The sequence below is a fragment of the Pseudoalteromonas sp. ATL1 genome, from assembly GCF_058933015.1.
Genome location: NZ_JBZYXL010000002.1, coordinates 727250 through 749156, shown reverse-complemented (window position 1 = coordinate 749156; position 21907 = coordinate 727250). Strand labels below are relative to the sequence as shown.

21 protein-coding genes are annotated in these 21907 nt (G+C 42.8%); 13 read left to right on the top strand and 8 right to left on the bottom strand.

Translation table 11 applies throughout. From position 1 onward, the window contains the following. Positions 1-2 precede the first annotated feature (2 nt). From AC5FX4_RS21340 to udk, 4 genes are all read right to left on the bottom strand, one after another. On the bottom strand, positions 3-2432 hold the full coding sequence (locus tag AC5FX4_RS21340) for an SAM-dependent methyltransferase (protein ID WP_493608430.1): 2430 nt from the start codon (positions 2430-2432) through the stop codon (positions 3-5). Positions 2433-2522: 90 nt separating this feature from the next. Further along, positions 2523-2771: a hypothetical protein gene (locus AC5FX4_RS21335; protein WP_493608429.1), complete on the bottom strand. Its 249-nt coding sequence runs from the start codon at positions 2769-2771 to the stop codon at positions 2523-2525. A gap of 334 nt (positions 2772-3105) precedes the next feature. After that, positions 3106-4329 carry a NupC/NupG family nucleoside CNT transporter gene (locus AC5FX4_RS21330; RefSeq protein ID WP_493608428.1) on the bottom strand — a complete coding sequence of 408 codons (1224 nt, stop codon included), beginning with the start codon at positions 4327-4329 and terminating at the stop codon, positions 3106-3108. A 17-nt stretch (positions 4330-4346) separates the two neighbouring features. After that, positions 4347-4976, bottom strand: coding sequence for a uridine kinase (gene udk / locus AC5FX4_RS21325; RefSeq protein WP_476288858.1), 630 nt, complete (start codon positions 4974-4976; stop codon positions 4347-4349). A gap of 302 nt (positions 4977-5278) precedes the next feature. Between udk and AC5FX4_RS21320 the strand changes: the two genes are divergently transcribed. The 6 genes from AC5FX4_RS21320 (at position 5279) to AC5FX4_RS21295 (ending at position 10501) form a co-directional block, all read left to right on the top strand. Beyond that, positions 5279-6493 carry a phosphopentomutase gene (locus tag AC5FX4_RS21320; RefSeq protein WP_493608427.1) on the top strand — a complete coding sequence of 405 codons (1215 nt, stop codon included), beginning with the start codon at positions 5279-5281 and terminating at the stop codon, positions 6491-6493. Positions 6494-6508: 15 nt separating this feature from the next. Then, complete coding sequence (gene deoD / locus AC5FX4_RS21315; protein ID WP_493608426.1) at positions 6509-7210, top strand: purine-nucleoside phosphorylase; 702 nt, start codon at positions 6509-6511, stop codon at positions 7208-7210. Between the two features lie 215 nt (positions 7211-7425). Then, complete coding sequence (locus AC5FX4_RS21310; RefSeq protein WP_493608425.1) at positions 7426-8397, top strand: YfgM family protein; 972 nt, start codon at positions 7426-7428, stop codon at positions 8395-8397. A 121-nt stretch (positions 8398-8518) separates the two neighbouring features. Next, positions 8519-9259: a ferredoxin--NADP reductase gene (locus AC5FX4_RS21305; RefSeq protein WP_493608424.1), complete on the top strand. Its 741-nt coding sequence runs from the start codon at positions 8519-8521 to the stop codon at positions 9257-9259. A gap of 5 nt (positions 9260-9264) precedes the next feature. Continuing rightward, positions 9265-9582: a hypothetical protein gene (locus AC5FX4_RS21300; RefSeq protein ID WP_493608423.1), complete on the top strand. Its 318-nt coding sequence runs from the start codon at positions 9265-9267 to the stop codon at positions 9580-9582. A gap of 28 nt (positions 9583-9610) precedes the next feature. Further along, a complete protein-coding gene (locus tag AC5FX4_RS21295; RefSeq protein ID WP_493608422.1) occupies positions 9611-10501 on the top strand; it encodes a hypothetical protein in 891 nt (296 codons plus the stop codon). On the opposite strand, the gene AC5FX4_RS21290 is transcribed toward AC5FX4_RS21295, so the two are convergent. After that, positions 10476-11348: a TPR end-of-group domain-containing protein gene (locus AC5FX4_RS21290; RefSeq protein WP_493608421.1), complete on the bottom strand. Its 873-nt coding sequence runs from the start codon at positions 11346-11348 to the stop codon at positions 10476-10478. The two genes, AC5FX4_RS21295 and AC5FX4_RS21290, sit on opposite strands and share 26 nt — an antisense overlap. A 147-nt stretch (positions 11349-11495) precedes the next feature. On the opposite strand from AC5FX4_RS21290, the gene AC5FX4_RS21285 reads away from it, so the two are divergent. Then, the gene (locus AC5FX4_RS21285; RefSeq protein WP_493608420.1) at positions 11496-12215 is read left to right on the top strand and encodes a substrate-binding periplasmic protein; all 720 of its coding nucleotides are present in this window, start codon (positions 11496-11498) and stop codon (positions 12213-12215) included. Positions 12216-12222: 7 nt separating this feature from the next. Here AC5FX4_RS21285 and AC5FX4_RS21280 read toward each other — a convergent pair whose 3' ends face one another. Further along, positions 12223-13131, bottom strand: coding sequence for a histone deacetylase family protein (locus AC5FX4_RS21280; protein WP_493608419.1), 909 nt, complete (start codon positions 13129-13131; stop codon positions 12223-12225). 125 nt (positions 13132-13256) lie between these two features. Here AC5FX4_RS21280 and AC5FX4_RS21275 point away from each other — a divergent pair, with 125 nt between their 5' ends. Beyond that, entirely contained in the window at positions 13257-14264 is a 1008-nt protein-coding gene (locus AC5FX4_RS21275) for an L-threonylcarbamoyladenylate synthase (RefSeq protein WP_493608418.1), read from the top strand. A gap of 61 nt (positions 14265-14325) precedes the next feature. On the opposite strand, the gene ribBA is transcribed toward AC5FX4_RS21275, so the two are convergent. Beyond that, positions 14326-15471, bottom strand: coding sequence for a bifunctional 3,4-dihydroxy-2-butanone-4-phosphate synthase/GTP cyclohydrolase II (ribBA, locus tag AC5FX4_RS21270; protein WP_493608417.1), 1146 nt, complete (start codon positions 15469-15471; stop codon positions 14326-14328). 861 nt (positions 15472-16332) lie between these two features. Between ribBA and AC5FX4_RS21265 the strand changes: the two genes are divergently transcribed. Next, positions 16333-18288, top strand: a complete 1956-nt coding sequence (locus AC5FX4_RS21265; protein WP_493608770.1) for an alpha-amylase — start codon at positions 16333-16335, stop codon at positions 18286-18288. A 37-nt stretch (positions 18289-18325) separates the two neighbouring features. Here the strand turns inward: AC5FX4_RS21265 and AC5FX4_RS21260 are convergent, their stop codons facing one another. Next, positions 18326-19336: a tetratricopeptide repeat protein gene (locus AC5FX4_RS21260; RefSeq protein ID WP_493608416.1), complete on the bottom strand. Its 1011-nt coding sequence runs from the start codon at positions 19334-19336 to the stop codon at positions 18326-18328. A 125-nt stretch (positions 19337-19461) separates the two neighbouring features. Here AC5FX4_RS21260 and AC5FX4_RS21255 point away from each other — a divergent pair, with 125 nt between their 5' ends. The 4 genes from AC5FX4_RS21255 (at position 19462) to AC5FX4_RS21240 (ending at position 21800) form a co-directional block, all read left to right on the top strand. Further along, the gene (locus AC5FX4_RS21255; RefSeq protein ID WP_493608415.1) at positions 19462-20049 is read left to right on the top strand and encodes a GNAT family N-acetyltransferase; all 588 of its coding nucleotides are present in this window, start codon (positions 19462-19464) and stop codon (positions 20047-20049) included. Positions 20050-20162: 113 nt separating this feature from the next. Continuing rightward, positions 20163-21236: a DUF418 domain-containing protein gene (locus tag AC5FX4_RS21250; RefSeq protein ID WP_493608414.1), complete on the top strand. Its 1074-nt coding sequence runs from the start codon at positions 20163-20165 to the stop codon at positions 21234-21236. 74 nt (positions 21237-21310) lie between these two features. Further along, positions 21311-21454, top strand: a complete 144-nt coding sequence (locus AC5FX4_RS21245; protein ID WP_493608413.1) for a hypothetical protein — start codon at positions 21311-21313, stop codon at positions 21452-21454. 94 nt (positions 21455-21548) lie between these two features. Beyond that, a complete protein-coding gene (locus AC5FX4_RS21240) occupies positions 21549-21800 on the top strand; it encodes a DUF2999 family protein (protein ID WP_493608412.1) in 252 nt (83 codons plus the stop codon). The last annotated feature ends 107 nt before the right edge of the window (positions 21801-21907 follow it).

The window sequence follows — 21907 nt, the reverse complement described above, 5'->3', positions numbered from 1 at the left end:
GGTTAATTGCCCTCTGGATTCGCTATTGCGTGTAATTCATTTAATTTTGCTTTGGCTCTGCTGTAAATAGGATCGAGTTTTAGTGCGTTTTCTAGGTAAGTAACCGCTTCAGTGCAGAGTCCGGTATGGATTAAGCAAATAGCTGTGTTAAAAAAGACGTTTGCTTGTGTAGTTTGAGCGGTTGCCACTTTATAGTACCTAAGCGCACTATCAAAATCCTGCATTACATGGAATAAAGTTGCCACCTCAAATGCAAATTGACCGTTACGCTCCAAGTCGAAATAGTTGTTAAATAGTCTATGCAAGGTATGTGTAAATATTTCTAATTGTGCTGAACTGCATTCATATGTGGCTAAGTAGTCACGGACCTGGGTTTGAATTTGTGTAAGGAGCCATGGGTCGAAGTTGCTCAATCTAAAAAGAGAGCAAATAGAGGTAAGGTCATTATTAGGTGATTGAATGGCTTGTGTAGCAATGGCATGAAAATCGATGGGGTTATTGCGCTCGAAATCCCATTGTAACTTGTCTTTTAAATCGGTAATTGTATCGGCATTATCTTGGTTAACGAAAAAAGCGGATATACCAAGTGGCGTATCGGCATACTCCACATGAACAGAGTCACCCCCTTTGTATTTAAACAGGGTTTTTAACGGGTGAAGATTAACTTGGGAAGAAAAACTACCGTGTACCGCTAGTGATTTTGGCGAAGCGCTTTGTAGCTTATCTAGACTGGACACGCTTTTATCAGATACCAACAATAACATGTTGTTCTGTGTTGCTTCCAAAAAGCCAATTATGGTTTGAGTCAATTCATAAGAAAACGAAATGCTCGTATTTTCTGGTAACAAATGCGCGTAGTCACTGATAAACGAATACAAAGGACTAGAGGTAACAGTCTCCAGTGATGCTTCTTGCAATTGTATGTTTAACATTTCTTTGCTGTCGCTATTACGTATCGCATCAATGTGGAATAACTGTTTTTTAAGTTCGTTATTTTGGACGGTGAAAACATCGTATGGAATGCTATCGATTAAATAGTTTGCGATGAGTACACAAGGCGAGTGTCCAACGATATCCGCGACAGTCTGACTTGCAGAAAAGCCATGATGAGAGCACACATTATATTGTTCTGCTTTCAGTAAGCCAGCGCTTATGTATTTTTTCAATTGAGGTTGCTTTGACCACGTATCTACATTGGTTTGGCTAAAGTCAGTTATTACATACTGAATGTGGAACGTGTCTGTGCACTGTAATTGATGCTGTGCAATTTCATTCAGTATATGAAAAGCGAGTTTTCCGCTTCCTGCGCCCAGCTCTATGACTTTTAATGGCTTTTTAGTGGACAGTTTGCTTTTATTAGTATGGTAATAGTTTAAAATCGCTTTGAAATAGAGTTTAGCGATGTAGGGGCTGTTTGTTATTTGGTGAGGTACTATGTCGTTTGACCAAGCTTTGATACCTTGCTCATGGTAAAACTCAGTTTGCCAGTTCCAAATTTTTGATAAAGACAACGGGACATGTTCTTCATGTATTGTGTCCTGTTTGGGTGACTCTATATGGTTTTCTTGAGGCTGCAAAGAGCTGGCAATAGAGCTCAATGAGCTTTGTGTTTGGGTGGTTGACGCTTTATCGTTAAATTGACCTTTTAAAAAGCGAATGAAATCGTGGCTTCCTTCAGGTGTATTTCCTTCTAAATGCCCTGTAATTCTATATACATTTGCAATATGCCAGCGACGCGCTAGATGCTCGTGCCCTTTTTTAGCGACTAAGGGGGTGGTGTGGTGCCAAAAAGGAAGACGTAAAAAAGATAATGCACCTTGGGTGTGATTGATGTCCCATATATTTTCTAAATGGCCGTTTTTTTCTGCAATGAAGTATTGATGCTCGACATGCTCATTGCTCACCATAATGTGAAAATCAACATAGCCACTCTTCGCCCAGTCGAGAGTTGGGTGATGATCATTGTGAGGGCTAACGTAATGGCCAGGTTCAATACAAGAGATCTGCGTGCCATAGCCTGCTTCTAGTTTTAGCCCCGTTGCTTGCTCTACAAAACGTCGCATTGACTCTGAACTGAGCATGTCTATTAAGCCTATATTTTTAGCCGCAGTGTAAAGAGGGTCGTCCTTATCCCAAAGAACATGGGTACGTGCATGCATTGTTTTGCCAAACCAATCATCATAATTTATTGCTTGTTGTGCTAGCCACTGCGGGTCAATGCTTTTGTTGACCATACCCATCTGCGCATAAAATGTGGCATCTAATATCTCTATTATCCCTTTACATGCTTGTGGGGTGAGTGCTTTATCTACAAGGTGGTAATGATTAGATTGCTTGCTGAAATCAATTAAAGGCGGGCGTTTGTCACCTGTTAGCATGGCTTGCGTGCTTGGCGTAAGCAAGTCAGAGAGGTCCTTTGGAAAACGAAACATGTATTGCTGATCCATATAATTTTAAGACGTGTACAAAGTTGTACATGAAAAGCCAACTTTGGGGTAGTTGGCTTAAAAGCATGTACAGCGTTATTGGTCTTCGTTTTTTGATGCTGCTCCATTGCACGTTGGGGCAAACTCAACAAGGGGGATCACTTTTTGTGATGGATCCACCTTTTTGCGAGACGGTGTAGTCGTGAGCGGTGTGATTGGTGGTGCGATTTTGCAAGCAGGTGCGATCTCTCCTGATGCTGCGATTTTACATTCTTGTGAGTTGAAATCAGCATATTTAGTTGACTCACCTAAATCAAGTTCATGCAGAATATGTACGTTACCCATAATATTGTCCTTTTATTTGGTTTATTGAGGGCATTAGGCACAAAGCCAGTTTAGTGCTATTTGTTTGTTCCTAAAACCTTATACATTGTGTTTTTAGTTGTTAATCATGTCAACGAATATCAATAGATTAGAGAATGCGACTGAATAGAGGGGCAATACTATGTGTTGAGAGTGTACAGATAAAAAATTCTGACTAGAGAAAAGCTAGGTACTAGAAACGATAAAAGGGCCTAGCGGCCCTTTGGTGAAGTATCGTTCAAGTTAGTATGAATACCTTAACCCCTTAAGGCATCCAACCAATTGTTTTGCAAATGCGGCATATCTCGTTAAGTTTCTAAGCTAGCGAGAGGAAAAACCCTGCAATTGCTGCGCTCATTAGGTTAGCCATAGACCCTGCTAAAACCGCCCTGAGCCCTAAGCGTGCGATATCCTTTCTTCGACTTGGCGCCATACCGCCCAGTCCGCCTAGTAAGATGGCTATCGATGATAGGTTAGCAAAACCACATAACGCGAATGTGACAATCGCTTGTGTGTGTTCACTTAACCCATCGCGATAATTCATAAAGTCTAAGTAGGCAACAAATTCGTTAACTACTAGCTTTTGACCGATAAAACTACCGGCAGTTACGGCTTCATTCCAAGGCACACCAATTAGCCATGCAACAGGCGCGAAAACGTAACCTAAAATCTCTTGTAAAGTTAGGGTTGGATGCTCAAACCAAGCACCAATACCGCCTAACATACCGTTTAGTAATGCGATCAAAGCAACAAATGCCAATAACATTGCACCAACGTTAAGCGCCAAGTGCATACCACTTGAAGCACCCGCTGCGGCTGCATCAATCACATTAACAGGCTTATCTTCATCCACTTTTACGTCAGATAAGTCTTGTTTAGGGGTTTCAGTCTCAGGCACAATCATCTTGGCCATGAGGAAACCACCTGGCGCCGCCATAAAGCTGGCTGCGATTAAATACTTCAGCTCAACACCAATTGCCACGTAACCGGCCATTACAGAGCCTGCTACGGTTGCCAAACCACCGACCATGACAGCAAACAACTCAGATTTAGTCATCGTTGGTATAAACGGTTTTACAATCAAAGGCGCTTCAGTTTGACCCACAAATATATTTGCTGTGGCTGAAAGCGACTCTGGCTTAGATGTTTTCAGCAGTTTTTGTAAACCGCCACCTAAAATTTTAATGATCCAATCCATGATGCCTAGGTAGTAAAGTACGGCTACCAAAGACGAAAAGAATACGATCACAGGCAAAACCTGTACTGCGAATATAAAGCCTAAAGAGCTTTTATCCGCAAGCGGTCCAAATAGGAAACCAATACCATCATTGGCGTATCCAATAACCGCAGAGACTGCACCGGACATACTCGCCAAAGCATTTTTACCTGCCTCAACAAAGAGTACAAAGCCACCAATGATGACTTGCATTGCAAACGCAACGCCCACTGTTCTTTTGTTTATAGCGCTACGGTTTGTGGAACAACCGTATGCCACGCTTAGCAGCATTAACATGCCCACTAAGCTCATTATTGTTGTCATGCTTTAAACTTCCCGTTTTATTCTTGCAGTAAATATTTTATTTTACTTTTAATTATATCAATCGCAACGCGATTCATACCTCCACGGGTGACAACCAAGTCTGCATTGTGCTTTGAAGGCTCAATAAATTGATAAAACATGGGTCTTACCGTTGCTTGGTATTGTTCAACCACCGACGGTAAGCTCCTACCGCGTTGCTCAATGTCTCGTTGCATTCGACGCAGTAAACAAATATCTAAAGGTGTATCAATGAACACCTTGATATCAAACTCTTCACTTAATGCGGGATCGCTTAACAGTAGAATTCCCTCTATAATTAATATCTTAGCTGGAGTTACTGTACGCGTTTTATCACTTCGAGTGTGTTGGGCATAATCATAAGTAGGGACTTCAACAGCCTTACCTTGACGTAATTGCTCAAGATGTTCTCGTAGCAAATCATGTTCAAACGCATCCGGATGGTCATAGTTCGTTTGTGTTCTATGTTCAAACGGTAAATGCGATTGATCTTTGTAATAAGCGTCTTCTTCGATAATGGCAATGGCACCCGACTCGAGTTCATTCACCAATTCGTTGTATATAGTTTGCGTAAATAGAGATTTGCCGGAAGCAGACGCTCCAGCAATGGCTATAATTGTTCGTGTCACTAAAGTTCACACCCAGCAGTTGTTAACGTTGGAAGATCACAATAGCAAAAAAGACACGATTAATCTCTTTTGCCTCGCTTAGGATGCAAATTTAACGACTTTGTATGACACAAAACAGGACTTATGTCCTCTGGACCAAAATCAACAACGCCAGGCTATTATTGAATTTTATGATGCTTTTATGATAGCGGACTTATGTCCTGTACGATTTTTTGGAGCAACAATAAAGTAGCAACCCTTGGGAGCAAAAGTTGAATAAATATACGAATGTAAACCCATTTTTTGTAGCAAAGAGGTAAACAATGGCAAGAGCAATTATTTTAATGGCTGACAGCCTAGGCATTGGCGCTGCTCCTGACGCCGAAAAATTCGGTGATGTAGGCGCAAATACGTTTGCCCACCTTTTACAAGCTTACAAAAAAGAAACGGGTAAAGCGTTAGCATTACCTAATCTAAGCCGTTTAGGGCTCGCGGATGCTTGTGAAGCAGCCGGCAAAGAGCAATGTGAGCTGAGCGATCGTCAAGCGCCAATGGCTGCTTGGGGTTATGCCAAAGAGCTTTCTAGCGGTAAAGATACGCCTTCGGGCCATTGGGAAATGGCAGGTGTGCCGGTATTGTTTGATTGGGGTTATTTCCCGAACACAGTACCTTGTTTCCCACAAGCGTTTGTTGACGAATTATGCAAGCGCGCTGATATTCCAGGCATTTTAGGAAATTGTTATGCCTCTGGAACAACGATTTTAGAACAACTGGGTGAAGAGCATGTTAAAACAGGCATGCCAATTTGTTACACCTCAGTTGATAGCGTTTTTCAAATAGCCGCTCATGAGCAATCGTTCGGCCTTGACAAGCTTTATCAAGTATGTGAAATCGCACGGGCACTGCTTGATGAAATGAATATAGGACGAGTAATTGCGCGGCCGTTTATAGGCACTTCGAGTGCCGACTTTATTCGAACGGGTAATCGTAGAGATTATTCAGTAATGCCACCAGCGCCAACAGTGCTAGACAAACTAGCGGCAGAAGGTGGTGAAGTGATCAGTGTAGGTAAAATCGCGGATATTTATGCCCATCAAGGCATTACCCAAAAGCATAAAGCGCCGGGGTTGATGAACTTGCTAGAAAAAACAGCAGAGCTAGTAGATAGCGCGCCTGATCACAGTTTAATTTTCACTAATTTAGTGGATTTTGACGAAAAATTTGGTCATCGCAGAAATGCAGTTGGTTATGCAGAAGCGTTAGCGCAATTCGATGCATATTTACCGACTATACTAGACAAGTTGCAAAGCGATGACTTGTTGTTGATCACGGCAGACCATGGTTGTGATCCAACGGCTCCGGGAACAGATCATACGCGTGAGTATGTGCCAGTATTAGCTTATACGCCGGGTATGAAGAGCGTTGCTCTTGGAGAGAGAGAAAGTTTTGCAGACATAGGTCAAACCCTTGCCCAGTGGTTTAATTTATCTGCGCTTGAATACGGTGAAGGGTTTGTTACTTCACTAAGCAAAGCATAAAGAAGGAAACAAACGATGAGCACACCTCATATTAGTGCAAACAGTGGTGATTTTGCCGAAACAGTTTTAATGCCAGGCGATCCGCTTCGTGCACAATATATTGCAGAGCACTTTTTAGAAGATGCGCGTCAAGTAACTGGTGTTCGTAACATGTTTGGTTTTACCGGAACTTATAACGGTAAGCCGGTAAGTATTATGGGTTCAGGCATGGGCATTCCTTCAATGTCTATTTACGCAAGAGAGCTAATTGTAAGTTATGGCGTAAAAAATCTGATCCGAATTGGTACTTGTGGTGGTATAAGTCAAGACATCAAAATTCGTGATGTTATTTTTGCACAAGGTGCGAGCACAGATTCAAACGTGAACCGTGCGCGTGTTAGAGGCTATGACTTTGCAGCTATTGCAGATTTTGGTTTGTTAGAAAATGGTGTTAATGCAGCACGTAAGTTAGGCATTGAGGCTAAAGTTGGAAATGTGTTTACAACTGATACTTTCTATCAAGCAGACGGTGAGTTTTACAAAGAGTTAGACAAGCTTGGCATCATGGCAGCCGATATGGAAACTGCTGGTATGTATGGTGTTGCGGCAGAATATGGTGCAAAGGCAATGGCACTGTTTACCGTGAGCGACCATGTTATCACGGGTGAAGCAACGCCTGCTGAAGAACGCCAAAGCACATTTAACGAAATGGTAAAAATTGCGCTAGAGTCAATTTAAAAAGTTTTATTTGTGGGGTTAGCAAGCCTACAGATTTAAAGTTCCTTGGTAACGTAATCGCAGAGTTTTGGAGACACGCCTAAAACAAAGCGAATCACACCCAAAAAGCCGCACCTAGTGCGGCTTTTTTTTGTTTGGTATTTATCGACAAACAAGGTCGCGTTCGCTTATCCCAGCTATGCTTGTATTTATCGATAATTGTAAAGAGTATCAGTATGGCCATAACCGCATCCTTACTTTCTGCGTGGATGATGCTCCAAGTGAGTGCACCTCAGGTAGATGAGTTTAAGACTCAAGCATCTAATGACCCACAGCAAGCGTTGCTTGTATATCCCAAATTACTGGAGCAAGCTGTCAACCCTGAAGCCAAAGTCGAAGTCCATTACGAGGCTCTGCTTGCAGCGATGAATGCAGGTGATTGGGAAGCGTATGTGAATATAGTCGAATCTTTAAAAGAATCGACACTGCTCAATCTAACACAGCCTTATACATTTAAATTACTCACACGTATTGGCGTTGCTTATCGGCTGAATTATCAATTAGAACAGGCTAAGTATCATTACAAATGTGCGTTGGATAAATCAGGTAGTGATATTGAGCATACCTTGCTCAAAGTAAATTTAGCCATTGTATATCGCTTATTAGAGCAACCAGCAATGGCGTTTCAGTTGATTGACAGCATTGATGCCGAGCAACTTTCCACCAAAGTGAGAGCGGGTTATTTTGTCGTACGAGGCAATATATTTGAAGCGTTAGGTGAATTTGCTAAGGCGTTGGATAGCTTTGAGCAGGCCTATCATCAGTATATTAAGTTAGACAATCAGCGCTCTCAAATGGGCGTTATGCATAACATTATGGGGTCGGCATTGGCAAATAAACGCCTAGATAAATTCGAAAAATATCGCACTGATTTTAAAGAAAAAATGCGTGAACACCATCCAGACTCCTTAGATTACATACAGTGGCTAGATACCATTGCGGCGATTCAAAAAACGGAAAAAATGTCCGTTACGCAAGAAAAATGGCTCAAGGAGAACGCGCGTCAGTTTACACTGCGTGGCTATAAAGCAGATATCAAGGCGCATTTAATCGCCATTAATGCGGAGCACTTGTATTCTGAAGCCCCTCTCAGCGAAGCGAAAAAAAATACCTTACCAGAGTTTTTAGGCAAGACATGGTGCACCTAGCTTTTGACTTTGTTGACATATCTGCCATGGTTTAAAGAGGTCTTTAAGTGAAATCTCGGGTAAGCAGATCACGCTTTTCGAGGAATGTTATTGATTAAAGTGTCGATGTTGGGGGATTTAAATGGCGCAGTGGAGCAGAGGGAAAGTTTTAGATGTTACATGGTGGACACCCAGTTTATTTAGTTTACAAATTGCGGCCGATATTCAGCCGTTTAAAGCCGGGCAATTTACCAAACTCGCTTTAGAAATTGACGGTAAACGAATTGCAAGGGCTTACTCATTTGTGAATCCACCGGAAGATCCGACACTTGAGTTCTACTTGATTGAAGTGACGGACGGCAGCTTATCGGAACGGCTCGCTCAGCTCAAAGCGGATGATGAGGTATTCGTTGGTTCGCAGGCCAGCGGTTTTCTCACGCTGGACGAAATTCCCGATGCAGATGTACTTTGGATGCTGAGTACGGGCACTGCCATTGGCCCATTTCTTTCGATATTGGCTCAAGGCAAGTTGTGGGAAAGATTTAAAAGAGTAGTATTAGTGCACGGCGTAAGGACGAATGCGGATTTGACGTATCAAAAGCGGATTAAGGAAACGGAAAGCTTATTTGAGCAGTTTTCCTATGTGCCGGTAGTTTCTAGAGAAACGCCCGACAATGGCTTAGCAGGCAGAATAACGCACTTGTGCCAAACTGATGAACTTGCGCAGTTTTGTGGTTTGTCTAGTTTCCCCAGTTCAAGCCACTTTATGATCTGCGGCAATCCTGAAATGGTTAAAGAAACGTCGAGTATTTTAGTGGATAAAGGCTTTAAAAAGCATAGGCGAGCGGAAGCTGGACATATTTCAGTAGAACAATATTGGTAATAATAATGACGGATGATAAACGGATAATACTAGTGTATCGCGTGGAGCCTGGATGTTTGGGCCCAACAGGTTCTGACTTTATAGAAGGGTTCTGCGATTTTGCGAATCAGAAAATTAAGCCTCCAGCCTACGCTGTGTTTAATTTTGTACCACGATACGATAAATCATTGCCTGAGCGCGAGTATAAAGTTGGCAATAAAAACTTATCTGAACTTCAAGCAGAGGCTTACTTAGATAAACTTGGAAAAGATAAAGAAGAATTTGAGGAGCAAATTGATGAGCTGTTATCACATGCGATCGAGGCTTATTTGAAGCGGAAATAACACTATGTATTTTGCTTGTCGCTACTTGTTGAATAAATTACTCCTATTGTACTTAGTTACATTTTCACAAGTCTGTGTTGCCCAGACGATTAAATACGTCGATGCGACAGTACTTCGCAATAACCCAAATAATATTTACTTTGTAAAAGTACTTGAACTTGCTTTGTCTAAAACCCAAACGAATTCAGAGCTTGATTGGTTGCAACCAATGGACGCATTAATTACGCAAAACAGACAGTTTATTGAACTCAAAAAGGGCAACGTTGACGTTATGTGGACAATGCACTCCAAAGCCCGAGAACAGCAAGCGCTCGCAATACAAGTACCATTAGCATTTGGCAGTTATGGTATTCGTTTACTAGTCATCAATCAGCATGATAATCGACTCTTCGATCAAGTTGATAGTATCTCTCAATTGAACAAGATGACGGCTTTAGTGGGCAGAGATTGGCCGGATAAGCAAATATTGGCTGAAAATGGCTTGAACTATAATGACTCAGTGAGTGAAGAAGACTTGTACGGTCTTTTGAATGATAAAGCGGGACGTTATTTTCCTCGGGCGGTGACTGAGGCAAAGGCCGAATTAGCTAACTTAGTCTCGAGCGAACAGCTCGTCGTTTATCCAAAGTTGGTGCTCCAATACCCAACTGTGATGTATTTTTATGTGCGAAAAAACAATCTTGAACTCGCGAAACGATTAGAAAAGGGATTAAAAATGGCTTTAGAAGATGGGAGTTTGAAAGCCCTGTTTTTTTCATTTTCGCATCATAAAGAGGCGTTCTTGTCTTTTGATTTTAGCAAAGCAACACTCATTCATCTCAATAACAGTCAATTGGATGCGCAGAGTGTTGCTGGTATTCTTGCGATGCAAAAGCAATTAATCAGTGATGTGGCTAAGCTTGCTCAATCAACTCATTAAAGCTGGCATTGTCATGTAAGCTCGCAAATGCGGCTTCATGCAACAATTCATTTCTTAGATTCGGCGCGTATTCCAATGCCATACGAATGTCTGCCATAGCGTCAGCATGTTGGTGCAACATGGAGTAAGCACACGCTCGCTGCCAATATGCATAGCCGTAGTCGTTATCCATATCAAGTGCTTGATTGCAAAGCTGTATTGCCACGCCGGTTTGGCCAAGCTCTAGGAGCGCATCCGCTTTATAAGCAATGGCCTCCACATCTTCAGGTTTACGTTTTAAGATCTCATCGTAGATCTCAATTTTTGAGTTCATATCGCTCTCAAGGTTGGCACGCATCCAAAGTGAATGCACCTCATTCGTGATGGTGATCTTTTTGTGGTTATTGAGAATTTCTTCAGAGCGTTCTTTTAGTTTAGATTCAAGAACTTGCAAGCGTTGCTCATATTCTTCAGTAATATTCCCCACACGTTCTTTAACGAGATCTTCCACTTTATTTTTGATGTCACGTAAAGAATTCCAACCGACCACAACGAGTATCGATGCGGTTGCGGTGATGATGAACAATACGTTGTTAATCGTGTCAGTGGTGTATGTCAGCGCGCGGTCGGCTGCATCAAGTTGTGTATGTGTGACTTGTTTAGTGAGATCTTCTCTCAGTTTTTGTTGATCATAGCGAACTGATTTAAGTTCATCTAAAATATACCTTTCTAACAAGGGCTTATACATGGGTTCTTTGAGCTCAGAGAGCACTTTTTGTTGCTCGGCCTCACTTGGTTTGTTGTCAGATTGTGCAGTGGCGCAAATGCTAAACAGCAATAAGCAGAGCAGAAAAGGGATTGATTTCATAACGGACTATACTTTTATTTTTGTTAATTGAGAATGGTGCATGAAGTTGCGCTAAAATGCAAAGAAACCCAGCGTGTGGCAGGCGGTATCGGGTTTATATGCAAGTGTTTGTATTATAATTAACCAAACTTATATAGAGTTGCCGTTATGGAAAAAATTTTCTGGTTGTTAGCGTTCTTCTCTTTCGCAATATGTGCGCAGCCAAAGCTGAATGTCGTGACAGAGGAGTGGGTGCCCTACAATTATACCAATGAGCGAGGGGAAATTGTCGGCAGGGCAACTGAAAAGGTCAAGGCTGTGTTGTCAGACGCACAAGTGGAATACGAGATAAGAAGTTACCCCTGGGTGCGCTCTATGAAATTGACCCAAACCCAAAAGAACACCATGCTTTATTCTATCTATCGTACGCCTGAGCGTGAGTCTTTGTTTTTATGGGCTTGCCCTTTGTTGGCGCCCGTAAAAGAATATTTGTTTAAGCTTCGTGAACGTAAGGATATTAAACTTAATTCGCTAGATGATGCAAAAAAGTATGTTGTTTCTTTGGTAAGAGGCAGTATTGCACACGAATACTTGCGCGCACGTGGTTTTAAAAGTGGCGTGAATTTAGACTTGACCTATGACCCCAGTGCTAGTCCAAGGAAATTGTTGGCGGGCAGGGTCGATTTTATTATTACGACAGAATTCACCGCACATGAACGAATGAAAGAATTGGGTCGCTCGTTAGACACTTTAGAAATAGTCTATGAGGTTAAGAACGCAGATGAAAGAAGGGCATGTTTAGCTTTCAACCGTAACACAGATCCAATTATTATCGAGCGTGTCCGCTTAGCGCTAGACAAGCATAATCAACAATTTGGAAGCCCGTAGGTTGTCGTTAAAGCAATGCAGCTTGTTGTATGACAATACTATGGCGTTTTGCTAAACGCTCATGATTTTTGTCATATCCGCCACCAATCACTGTTGCAACAGGTATTCCTCGGCTTTGACATAGTTTGAGTACTAGCGCATCTCTTTTCTCGATACCTTGCCAACTGATATTCAGTTTTCCGAGCCCATCGTCAGTCCATATGTCCACGCCAGCATCGTAGAGTACGATACTTGGGTTGAGATCTTCCAATAATCCTTGCAAAGTTTGCTCAACGATTTGCAAATATTGCTTATCCTCAATGTGATTTTCTAAGCCAATATCTAAGTCACTAGGCTGTTTTCTAAAGGGAAAGTTTTTTTCACAATGGATGGAGCAAGTGAATATATATGGATTATGTTTAAGCATGGCAGCCGTGCCATCCCCTTGGTGTACATCCAAATCAAAGATTAATACATTGTGTGCGTCGCCTTGCTCAATCAAAGTGGTTGCACAAAATGCTAGGTCGTTCACCATGCAAAACCCGGAACCAAAATCAAAATGTGCATGGTGTGTTCCGCCAGCTAAATGACAGGCGACACCGTGCTGTAAAGCAAGTTGCGCTGTTTTCAAAGTACCTAAAGGTGCGGTGAATGTACGTGCCATCAAAGCTTCAGACCAAGGTAATCCTATGCGTCGCATTGCTTTTTCATTGAGCCTGTTATGCCACAAATCCCACACATAGTTGTCGCAATGAATGTGTTCCAAATCTTTAGGAGAACCCAAGGATGGTTGATGGAGGTTATGCTGGATCAAGCCATCAGCTTTACAACGTTGGTATAACCTAGCGAATTTGCTCATCACAAATCGATGTTTAGGGTCAAAGCTAAACGAGTAATTAGGGTGATAAACCAAGGGTAAATGTGGGTTAAATGTCATGGTGTCATCAATTGCGTATCGGTAGTATTTACTTGTGGTCGCGCCAAACAGTTTTGGTATAATAACGGGTTTGCGATGTCTTCGCGAGTAACGCCCCCATAGTTTAACCTCTAACGAGCACGGTAATGAGTAGTAACAAAACAACTGAAGTATTATCAAAAGGTGATGAGCAGCACTTAGATAAGGCGCTGAGCTATTTGAAGCAAGGGGAGCTAGTAGCTATTCCAACCGAAACGGTTTATGGCTTAGCGGCCGATGCGGCGCAGCCTGAAGCAGTTGCAAAAATTTTTGCTGCAAAAGGTCGACCTGCAAATCATCCGTTGATTGTGCACATTGAGCACGTCAATAAAGTGCAGCAGTGGGCATCGGTTGTACCAGATCATGTTGGTGTTTTGGCTAAAGCGTTTTGGCCTGGACCGCTCACTTTGATCTTACCAAAGGCCTCTCATGTCTCTGAGGTGGTAACAGGTGGTCACGATACCGTCGGTATTCGCGTGCCAAATAATGCCAAAGTCTTGGAGTTACTAGGGCGTTTGGATTCCGGTTTGGCGGCACCATCAGCAAACCCCTATAAGCGCATCAGCCCGACGAATGCTGAGCAGGTGATGTATGGACTTGAAGGAAAAATCGCGGCGGTACTCGATGGCGGTCCCTGTGAGGTTGGCCTTGAGTCGACTATTTTAGATGTCAGCGGTGATGTGCCCACTATTTTACGTGCAGGTCCAATCACTAAATCGCAAATCGAAGCTGTGTTGGGATGTGAAGTATATGCACCTAAGTCACATAATGCGGCGGTTCCGGGCAATGTGAAAGCACATTATCAACCGAGCAAACCGGTTCAGTTAATGACGCATAAAGAAATCGCTGATTGTCTGGCGAAATTGGATAGTTCCACGCAGCAAACGGTTGCCGTTTTGTACTACTCGGAACACATGCAAATCGCGCTTGAAGGATATAGTGCCGTTGCGATGAGAATGTCTAGTGACAAGCAGGCCTATGCGCAAGCGCTATACTATGCGTTGCATCAGCTCGACCAGGCAGAAGTTTCTGAAATTTGGGTTGAAATTCCGCCGAATGAAGAAGCTTGGCAAGATGTACATGATCGGTTAACGCGCTCGGCTGCCAGTCATTAGCCTTTTATGTGGCAATAAATGCAGTCGTCATACTGCATTTATTGTGTGTTTACTCTATTGATTAGACCGTTACTTCTTGTGCGAGCGCAGGGCTCTCTGCAGGCTCGATATATTCAATGACTTTCAGGCCGAACCCTGAAAGTGCTGGGTATTTGCGTGTATGGCCCATTAATCTGATCTCAGTCACGCCCAGATCGGCCAATATCTGAGAGCCTAGCCCCGTTGTTCGAGTGTTTTTGATTTGATTGACGCAAGGTGGCTGGTAGTCGCTGCCAAACATTTCATGACCTTGCAAAGCCCGACTCAGTTGTTCGGTATCTTCACCCCCATTGAGAATGACCAAAGCCCCACCTTCACGACTGATCTTTTCCATAGCTGCCGGTACTGTCCAACTATCACTCGTTGCCTTTTTACTCAGCAGCAAGTCCAGCAGGGTGTTTTGTAAGTGTACTCGCACTAGAGTGGGCCTAGCGTTGCTTATTTGGCCTTTTGTCAGTGCGTAATGGAGCTGACCTTGTACACTATCTTTATAAGTCAATAAGTTAAAGTCGCCAAATTGTGTTGGGAAGTTGCATTGTGCAACGCGTTCAATACTCGATTCATTGAGATTTCTGTATTCAATAAGGTCGGCAATGGTACCAATTTTTAGGTTGTGTTTTTGTGCAAATAGCTCAAGATCAGGACGTCGCGCCATGGTGCCGTCTTCGTTTAAAATCTCAACAATCACGGAGCTTGGCTGAAGGCCCGCTAAACGCGCGAAATCACACCCTGCCTCCGTATGCCCAGCTCGTACCAGTACACCACCATCTTTTGCTTTTAATGGAAATATATGGCCTGGTCTGACAATATCACTTGGTTTTGCTTCTTTTGCGATTGCCGCTTGCACGGTGCGAGCACGATCTGCGGCGGAGATCCCAGTGGTTACACCGGTTGCAGCTTCGATCGAGACAGTGAAATTCGTCGAAAATTGAGCCCCATTTTTTTGTACCATCATTGGTAATTTGAGTTGCTCGCAACGTTCCGTCGTCATGGTTTGACAAATAAGGCCTCGGCCATACATCGCCATAAAGTTAATGACTTCTGGCGTAACATGCTCTGAGGCAACCATGAGGTCACCTTCATTTTCTCTGTCTTCATCATCCATAATGATCACCATTTTTCCTTGGGCGATGTCCGCAATAATCTCTTCCGTGTTGTTTATTTTCATTCAGATTTGCCTCTTTGTCTGATAGCTTACTGTTTTCATTAATTTATTCATATATGTAGTTATGCTTTGAACACTCGGTGCTGGTTAGATGCATTACGGTGTTTTTAGTCAAAGCTCGGTAAATACTAGAAACTTTGCAATGCAAACGAGTGCATAGCTGTTCAGAGCATCTGTGATAGGAGAAGTTAAACGTATACTCACAGAGTCCACTCTCTTCATTCTGTGTTTATCAAGCACTGAAATAATGCTTTGATATTGAATATCATTATTTTCCCTGCTCTCGTTTGCTGCTTTGCTCATTAAAACACTTGCCTTGAGATAGTTTCAATGACTAATACTTAAATTTCATACAAATGACAGCATGGTAACATGGCACAACTATGTGATAATTAGATTAATTCTTCAGCAAAATCACCGTGAGTTATTTGATAGAACCGTTGAGCTGTTTTTTGAAACACTCAATTCGAGTTTTGCTCGTTGCTTAACCTCTCGATTGTTATCGAATTAGCGTAGATGGGGTGTTCTGCAACAGGTATGTTCTTCGCAGAGTACGCTTTGACAGCTTGTATTTCCTGAGTTTTATTCAAAAGCGATATTGCCTTACATGGAAGAGTTGTATTGATGTTTTGAGTCGTGGTTAAGGCTCGGGTTAAGTGTATTTGGTGGCTTCTGCGCACCACCAAAATTCATTCGCGTTTTAAAAATGTGTTTTTTTGCAATGACTGCATACGTATTCAGCGGGATAAAAAGCAGTCAGTGCTCTATGTTGTTATCGGTTTGTAAATAAAATAAATAACATACGAGCACATTATGACAACATTAAATAATCTATCTAAAGTATCGCTTTTGGCTGGCACAACGATGTTGCTATTCGCAAAATCTGCCTATGCTGAACCCACTACATTCGTTCACCTTTTTGAATGGTCATGGCCCGATGTGGCGCAGGAATGCGAGACATTTTTGGGGCCAAACGGTTACGCTGCTGTACAAGTATCTCCACCTAATGAGCACATTCAGGGGAGTCCTTGGTGGACGCGCTACCAGCCCGTCAGTTACCAATTGCAAAGCCGAGGTGGGTCTGAGACGCAATTTAAAGACATGGTGGCGCGCTGTAAACAGGTTGGCGTGAACATTTATGTCGATGCGGTGATCAATCATATGGCGGCTGGAAGTGGCCAAGGTGTTGCTGGCAGCGTTTATGGGGTGAAGCAGTTTCCTATGTATAGTCCCCATGACTTTCATGAGACCTGTGCCATTAATGGAGAAGATTACGGTAACAACCCATGGCGCGTACAAAACTGTGAACTCGTCGGGTTGGCGGACTTAGATACCGACTCCGCCTACGTACAGTCACAACTTGCGGGATACTTAAATACCTTAATGGAAGCGGGTGTGGCTGGCTTTCGACTTGATGCGAGCAAGCATATGCCTGCTTCTGATATTGCGTCCGTTTTATCTCAAGTAAATGGTGAGCCTCTGGTATTTCAAGAAGTGATCGATCAGGGGGGGGAAGCGGTGAGCGCCAGTGAGTACTTTACAAATGGCCTAGTGACAGAATTTAAATACAGCACCAAGCTAGGGCAAACATTTAAGGGTGGTAAACTAGCATGGCTAAGTAACTTCGGCGAAGCGTGGGGCATGATGCCAAGCTACAAATCGGTGGTGTTTGTAGACAATCATGATAATCAACGTGGCCACGGTGGTGCTGGTGATGTTGTCACTTTTGAGGATGGTAAGTTATACGACTTAGCTAATGTGTTTATGTTGGCTTACCCATATGGCTATCCAAAAGTGATGTCGAGTTTTGAGTTTCACGGTGACAGCGATGCGGGGGCACCGAATGTGGTTGTGCATGAAAATGGTCAGCTAAATTGTTTTTCGGATCAATGGCAGTGTGAACATCGCAGAAGCATGATCGCCGGAGCAATGGATTTTAGAAACAACACGACAGCGACTTGGCAGATAAGTAATTGGTGGGATAACGGAAATAATCAAATCGCGTTTTCTCGCGGTGTGCAAGGGTTTGTCGTCATCAACCGCGAGTCGGGGGGGATGCAGCAATCTTTGCAAACGGGGCTAGCGCAAGGAGAATATTGCGATGTTCTAACTGGCAAGCTAAGTGACGATAAAGCGCATTGCTCGGGGCGCAAAGTCGTCGTGCAAGCAAATGGCGTTGCGGATATATCGGTAGCGGGTATGGACGCGCTTGCAATTCATCACAATAGCAAACTTAATAGCGGTGAAACCCCTGTCAACATTAAGCGCACAATTGTGTTCATCAAAGCGCAAACGCAAACAGGGCAAGATATGTTCATTCGGGGTGGCATTGATCATGGCTATGCTCAATCCATTGGTAGAAACTGCAGCGATAATGAACAAGCTTGCGCACTCAAAATCAGTCACAACAATTTAAAAAATCCAACCACTCATGAATGGAAGGCTGGCGACAATTGGCTCGATTGGCGCGCTTTTGAAAACGGACAAGTATCGAGTGCACAAGGTAGCCCACTAGATTGGACAACTCACCTTTGGCCAAGCGAGTGGGGGGCGAAGAAAACCGTTGAGCAAGATGGTTTTGGCGAAACACCTTTGAATCAATATGGTGCGCATTACTGGATGTTTGACGTTCAAATGGACTGTAATAACAGTATCAATGGGTGGTTTGAGTTAAAGGCGTTTGTCAAAAATGGCCAAGGCTGGGAAGGTGATATTCAACAGTCGAATACCCCTTACACTAGTAACAACCATTTTGCTCAGTGTGGAAAAATCAATGTTTTTGAGTTTGGTCAAAACAGCTATCAATACGCCGATTTTTAGTTTTCCAATACTGAAAGGTGAACGAAGTGTTTGCCTTTCAGTCCCCATTCTTGGCGCTGCAAAATCGATGATAGAGTGCCATAGTGACCACTTTTTGCGGTCTAATGCGCTCATATTCTATTAGCTGTTGGTTAAATTGTGCGCTTATCCAAGGTACATTCAGCATGTTGACATACTGTCCCATGGAATGCTTCTGGCCGTATTCGAATAAAAACTCACCATGTTTCAGTGCGTAGGCAAAACGTTCATATTGCTGTTCATTGGGGGCTTGTATTGCACTCACTAAAGCGCGCATCAGCACAAAATGATAAAAATAATGGTGATTAGTGCCTTTGAGCGCAAAGATGTTTTCTTTAACGCTGTTTTGAAATCGCCAAAATAGCACGTAGTTTTTGGATAAGACAACGGCGTTCAATAAATTGAGGCCAATACGTGCTGCACTTTCCGTTTGTCGTGCCAAACTGGCGTCTCTAAATAGTTCCTTGTACAAGGGGATGGCTTGCGTTAACTGACCACTATCAAGGTAATTGTTGGCTAAATTAATTTTAATACGTTGTGTTTGTTGCTCCGTGGTGGCAAGCTGCTGTGCTTGATTTAGTACATGCAATGCGTGCTCATGTTCGCCGTTGTGGACCATAGCAGATTGTAGGTTCAGTAAGGTATGGAACCTGAAAAAATTGTCTGATTCACTTAAATCTAGAGCACATTGATAAGCATTTTGTGCTTGCTCGTAGTGGCCATTTATTCGCAATAATACACCCAGGTTACTGAGTATTTTTGCATGGCGATTGGGTATGTAGGTTTCCCACGAATTGTCAGCGAGTTTGAGTGCAATGTCATTGGCCAGAGCGGGTTGATTACTGATAATGGCTGCGCGAAGAGTCAGTTGGTAAAATTGCGCTGAGCCTTTGTTAGCAGGTAAACTTTGGTAATGATAAAACTGCTGGGCAACCTCTGTAGGTTGCAGATCTAACTGAGTTTTTAGTGCGTTAAGGTCGGGCGGAGTACCTTGTATTAAAGCGATTAACAATGCAAAATTTAGCAGCACTCTCTACTCCACGGGTTGTTCAAAATTTGCCTGTTCATAAACCTGAAATTGAACTTGCGGTTTATAGGTTTAACCTAAGGCAGCAGTGTACCATTGAATAATAGATCATAAAGGAAATAACAATAATGTGGATCAAAAATACGCCACTTATAGGCCGCGTTGTAACTTTAGTGCCGATTAAGATGGCGCATGTTGAAGCGCTACAATCTGCGGTTGAAGATGGTCAAAGTTGGCAGCTTTGGTATGCGAATGTGCCAAAACCTGAGCAAATGCCGGATTATGTTGCCACTGCAATCCAAGGTGCGGAGCTTGGTAATATTGCTTATATCGTCATGCATAATGAAACAAAGCAGGTTGTGGGTACAACACGATACTATCAAGTGGATGATGCTAATCGTCGCGCGGCGATTGGCTACACTTGGTATGCAAATGCAGTAAAAAGAACGGCTGTAAACACCGAAGCAAAACTACTGCTACTGCAAAATTTGTTTGAGTCGTGTGATGCCATCGCCGTTGAGTTTAGGACACACTTTTTTAATCAAGCTTCTCGTAATGCGATTGAGCGTTTAGGCGCAAAGTTAGATGGCATTCTTCGAGCCCATCAAATTATGCCCGACGGTTCGCTTAGAGATACGGCGGTGTATTCAATAGTTGCCTCAGAATGGCCTGCTGTGCGTAATAACCTTGAACACAAACTGCGAAGTCATATGTAATGAGATGTAAAAAAGTACGATAGGTTTATCGCAGATTAAAAACCATTCCTTACAGAAATTCCTCGCCATTATTTTATGCTAGAAATCATCGATTGATACAAGGCAAACAGATAATGGCTACACGGTTATTAGGGATTGATGTTGCGCGCGCCCTCGCGCTATTTGGTATGATTTTAGTCAACTTTAAGCTGGTAATGGGAGCAAAGTCAGGACAAGCGGCTTTATTGTATTTTGCCGGTCTGTTTGAAGGGCGAGCGTCGGCTCTGTTTGTTATTCTCGCTGGTATCGGCTTGAGTATCCTCACTAACAAAGCAATGAAGTCTGATGATCCCTTCCGCCTAAACCTAGTACGCAAGCAGATAATAAAACGAGGTTTGCTGTTACTCGCAATTGGTTTGCTCTATACCCCAATTTGGCCTGCCGACATTTTACACTTTTATGGCTTATATTTTTTGGTTGCAGCCTGTGTTTTTAATGTGTCTAGCAAGCACTTGTTGTGGCTGTGTGTTGCATTTGTCTTTGGCTTTGTAGAGCTATTGTTTTGGTTTGATTATGAACATGGTTGGAATTGGGAAACGCTAGACTATACAGGTTTGTGGACGGGGCAAGGGATGATACGACACATGTTGTTTAATGGGTTTCACCCTGTTTTTCCTTGGGTGGCGTTTTTGCTTTTTGGCATGTGGCTGGGCCGCCAAAATTTCGCTAATAAGCGCTTTCAGCGCTTATTAGCGAAATGCGCTGTGTTTATCTTTGTCGGTATTGAGGGCATGCTTTATATGCTTCGGGCATGGCTGGAAGGTCCCAAGATGGATGTGTCGCCTGAACTGGTCTCTTTGCTGACCTCTAACATGATGCCGCCGATGCCTTATTATATGGTATCCGCCACGTCTACGGCTGTGCTAGTCATTATAGGGTGTTTATATTTGGCTGATAGATACCAGCATGCGCAATGGGTAAATGCGCTGGCAAAAACTGGTCAGCTATCGCTGACATTTTATGTGTTACATGTGATTTTGGGCATGGGAACACTTGAAGCCTTAGGGTTATTGGGCAAACAAACCATAGAAATGGCCCTTATGTGTGCTTTTGTGTTTTGCGGATTATCAGTGCTGTTGAGCATAGTCTGGCTATCATTTTTCAGATCAGGGCCACTGGAAGCGATGTTTCGACGTTTAGCGAAATAAAATGGGAACTAACTTACGGCGCTTAAGTCGAATTAATTTAAGACAATATCACCCATCATAAAAAGAGAATGTGTATGTTTTCGATGGATGTGTTTTTTGCTTCAAAGTTAACGGCATGGTTGACTCATAAACCCAAAGTGGTTGCAGGCTTGAATATAGGCGCAGGAGTCACATTTGTGTCTTCAGGTCTTGCTGTCGCGTTTATGAAACAGCGCTAGGCTTGAAAAACGCAATGTAAGCCATTATTTATAGGTATAATCTGCTTTTGAGTCAGTGCAACTCTGACTCAAGTAACTTATTTAAGGCATAACCATGAACCCTATTTTAGCAATTTTAAAAGAACACAATATCAGCGATGCGCAAGTGAATGAATTATTTCAAACGCTGACTGAGAACCCAATGATGGCAATGGGCATTATTGCCAACTTAGGCATACCTCAAGAAAAGCTACAACAATTGATGGGATTAGTGATGCAAAACCCAGCTTTGATCAAAGAAGCGGTTGAGGAGTTGGGGTTAGACTTTGCAAAAGTTGAAGAAGCGAAAGCAAAGTTAAATCAGTAACACCGTTCTATGTGCGGCGAGTGTTGCCGCCCATATTTTTCTTATTCTCAGCAATACTGACTTTCCTTTTCTCATGCTTTTCTTCGTACTCTGTTTGGATCTTAGAA

Excerpts from the sequence above, each read along its gene's own strand:
- AC5FX4_RS21275 (WP_493608418.1), top strand. The coding sequence starts at position 13,257 with ATGAGTAGTAACAAAACAACTGAAGTATTATCAAAAGGTGATGAGCAG.
- AC5FX4_RS21245 (WP_493608413.1), top strand. The coding sequence starts at position 21,311 with ATGTTTTCGATGGATGTGTTTTTTGCTTCAAAGTTAACGGCATGGTTG.
- AC5FX4_RS21305 (WP_493608424.1), top strand. The coding sequence starts at position 8,519 with ATGGCGCAGTGGAGCAGAGGGAAAGTTTTAGATGTTACATGGTGGACA.
- AC5FX4_RS21285 (WP_493608420.1), top strand. The coding sequence starts at position 11,496 with ATGGAAAAAATTTTCTGGTTGTTAGCGTTCTTCTCTTTCGCAATATGT.
- AC5FX4_RS21250 (WP_493608414.1), top strand. The coding sequence starts at position 20,163 with ATGGCTACACGGTTATTAGGGATTGATGTTGCGCGCGCCCTCGCGCTA.
- deoD (WP_493608426.1), top strand. The coding sequence starts at position 6,509 with ATGAGCACACCTCATATTAGTGCAAACAGTGGTGATTTTGCCGAAACA.
- AC5FX4_RS21265 (WP_493608770.1), top strand. The coding sequence starts at position 16,333 with ATGTTGCTATTCGCAAAATCTGCCTATGCTGAACCCACTACATTCGTT.
- AC5FX4_RS21320 (WP_493608427.1), top strand. The coding sequence starts at position 5,279 with ATGGCAAGAGCAATTATTTTAATGGCTGACAGCCTAGGCATTGGCGCT.
- AC5FX4_RS21300 (WP_493608423.1), top strand. The coding sequence starts at position 9,265 with ATGACGGATGATAAACGGATAATACTAGTGTATCGCGTGGAGCCTGGA.
- ribBA (WP_493608417.1), bottom strand. The coding sequence starts at position 15,471 with ATGAAAATAAACAACACGGAAGAGATTATTGCGGACATCGCCCAAGGA.
- AC5FX4_RS21335 (WP_493608429.1), bottom strand. The coding sequence starts at position 2,771 with ATGGGTAACGTACATATTCTGCATGAACTTGATTTAGGTGAGTCAACT.
- AC5FX4_RS21255 (WP_493608415.1), top strand. The coding sequence starts at position 19,462 with ATGTGGATCAAAAATACGCCACTTATAGGCCGCGTTGTAACTTTAGTG.
- AC5FX4_RS21310 (WP_493608425.1), top strand. The coding sequence starts at position 7,426 with ATGGCCATAACCGCATCCTTACTTTCTGCGTGGATGATGCTCCAAGTG.
- AC5FX4_RS21340 (WP_493608430.1), bottom strand. The coding sequence starts at position 2,432 with ATGTTTCGTTTTCCAAAGGACCTCTCTGACTTGCTTACGCCAAGCACG.
- AC5FX4_RS21280 (WP_493608419.1), bottom strand. The coding sequence starts at position 13,131 with ATGACATTTAACCCACATTTACCCTTGGTTTATCACCCTAATTACTCG.
- AC5FX4_RS21330 (WP_493608428.1), bottom strand. The coding sequence starts at position 4,329 with ATGACAACAATAATGAGCTTAGTGGGCATGTTAATGCTGCTAAGCGTG.
- AC5FX4_RS21290 (WP_493608421.1), bottom strand. The coding sequence starts at position 11,348 with ATGAAATCAATCCCTTTTCTGCTCTGCTTATTGCTGTTTAGCATTTGC.
- AC5FX4_RS21240 (WP_493608412.1), top strand. The coding sequence starts at position 21,549 with ATGAACCCTATTTTAGCAATTTTAAAAGAACACAATATCAGCGATGCG.